At 53.8% G+C, this 2298-nt stretch carries 3 protein-coding genes; all 3 read left to right on the top strand.

Annotated elements, in window-relative coordinates:
• Positions 1-194, top strand: a 194-nt coding sequence (locus VJ464_29365) for a hypothetical protein (GenBank protein HKQ09268.1), incomplete at its 5' end; no start/stop codon positions are given.
• Between the two features lie 241 nt (positions 195-435).
• On the top strand, positions 436-915 hold the full coding sequence (locus VJ464_29360; GenBank protein ID HKQ09267.1) for an HXXEE domain-containing protein: 480 nt from the start codon (positions 436-438) through the stop codon (positions 913-915).
• Positions 916-1106: 191 nt separating this feature from the next.
• Entirely contained in the window at positions 1107-2051 is a 945-nt protein-coding gene (locus VJ464_29355; GenBank protein HKQ09266.1) for an HTH domain-containing protein, read from the top strand.
• The last annotated feature ends 247 nt before the right edge of the window (positions 2052-2298 follow it).

Raw genomic sequence — 2298 nt, 5'->3', positions numbered from 1 at the left:
GACAAACGCCGGTGAGCGGCGGGCATCGCATCGCCGCGGTTAAAGGATTTGGTGGACCGCAAAGGATGGGCAAGCGACAGCGGCAATGGCGGCGGCGCTTTGCGGCGAGCGAGATGGTCGGCAACACAAGCCAGGGCGGGGTCAGCAGCCATGAGGGGTGCAAGCAGTGGCGGCGAGATGGCCGCGCAGCGTAGGAAAAATGGGCCAGGGCGGGAAGCCTAGGGCAGAACCGGGGGCGGTCGAAAATAGGTGGGGACGAGGGCGGGAGGCCGACGGTTTTGAGGGGGTTGAGGTTACAGGCGACGCCCAACAAGCGCATGCACCGGAGCGCGGCGAGCGCGTTTCTCGTCATTGGTCCGATTCGTCACGCCGCGCCCGGTGATGCGTGACGTTGGGCGGATGCGAGCGGCGTGGTCGGGTGGCGAAGGCAATAACTTGACTGTTCATCACAACACGACAAACGAATGGGTGCTATGGGTTGTCGCCTTGTCCTGCGCTTTGCATGCAGCGGAAGAGTACTTCACCGGCTGGCAGCAGTGGGCGCTTGAGACCTTGGCAATCGCGATGCCGGCGTCTTGGTTCCTCGTTGCGAACGCTTTGCTCGTCTTGGCAGCAGTTTCTCTTGCCGGCATCGGGTGGAGGCGGCCTACGTTGAGCCTGATCATACCCGCCGCGACACTCAGCAACGCTATCTTCTTCCATATCCTGCCGACCGTGATGCAGGGGCGGAGGTCACCTGGGGTCTATACGGCGACGCTGCTATACATGCCATTCTCGACGTGGGCGTTGTTGGGAGCCTGGCGTGATGGCGTGGGGAAGCGCGCCATCGGGATGGCGGTGGTCGCCGGCAGCCTCCAGATGATGGCGGTCGTAGTCGCCGCGCGATGGATGAGCAGCGTGAACCGGGTAGGGTAGCGGAGGGGCGGACGTGATCGTACGCACCGCCCAACAAGGCGTTGCACCGGAGCGCGGGCAGCGCGGTTCTGATGCATAATTTCATTGCCTCAGCCCGCGCCCGCTGAACGCGGGCGTTATGCCCCTGCCGCAGAGGCTATGAGGAGAAACAGATTGCATTGATATTCAACTCTGTATTACCTTTCACCCCTATGCACCAATGGACATTCTTAGAATTAGCAAAACGGGTTTTGGAAGAGGAGAAGAAACCGCTTTCTCCCGAAGAAATATGGAACCTAGCGATTGCTAAAGGCTATGACAAAAATCTCGGCTCGCAGGGGAAGACTCCTCTGGCAACGCTCGGCGCGCGATTATATGTTGATGTAAAGAGGGGATTAACTAGCCCCTTTATTAGCACGGACTCTCGGCCTAAAAGATTCTTTCTTAGGTCTTTGCTGACAGAAAGTTCGGAACAGAAAATACTTGAAGCGGCTCAATCTCCTGTCATAGTAAGGAAGAAGATTGAGTATTTGGAGAAAGACCTACATCCCTTTCTTGCCTTCTACGGCTACCACTATATGCGAGCCTATTTGAAAACGATTCACCATTCCAAGTCCGATAAAAAAGAATACGGCGAGTGGGTGCATCCTGACATGGTAGGCTGTTATTATCCGTTTGGTGAATGGAAGGATGAGGTTGTAGGGTTTAGTTCAGTCTTAGGGAGCATTGCAATAAAGCTGTTCTCTTTTGAACTTAAGAGGACGCTCAATTTTTCAAATCTGAGAGAAGCGTTCTTCCAAGCCGTTTCTAATTCCTCTTGGGCAAACGAAGGTTACCTCGCTGCTGCTGAAATCTCAAACGACGACGACTTCCTTAATGAACTGAAGCGTCTTTCAACATCATTTGGTATAGGAGTTATCAGGATAGATATAGAAGATCCTGACTCTACCGAAGTTATTTTTCCTGCAAAGCCTAAAGAGTTTCTGGATTGGGATGCGATTAATAAGCTGACTATGAATCCAGATTTCAAGGAATTCCTGAAGAGAGTACGAATTGATATTTCCAGCAAAGAGATCAGAGAGGAAATGTATGACAAGATTTTATCAAAAGAAGACCTACCCAAGATCATACGTTCTCATAAGCCAGTAGCGATGTAACTGATGGGGTCGTAGCTTCGGGGCATAACAAGGCGTTGCACCGGAGCCGCCGCAGCGCACTTCTCATCATATCTGCAATGCCGTTCGGCGGCCCGGTAAACGCGGGCGTTAGGCGACTGCCAACTCAAGCCTACAAACCATGATAAAGTTCTGGCAAAGAATCATCGCGATTGCCGAGGTAGTCGGAGGCAGTGCCGCCTTGATCGCTATCATCTTTGCTGCCAAAGCCGGAGCCGGCAAATCCGTC

Source organism: Blastocatellia bacterium, assembly GCA_035275065.1.
Lineage (GTDB): Bacteria > Acidobacteriota > Blastocatellia > UBA7656 > UBA7656 > DATENM01.
The sequence above is the reverse complement of the archived record's forward strand: the minus strand, read 5'-3'. Positions and strand labels throughout refer to the sequence as shown.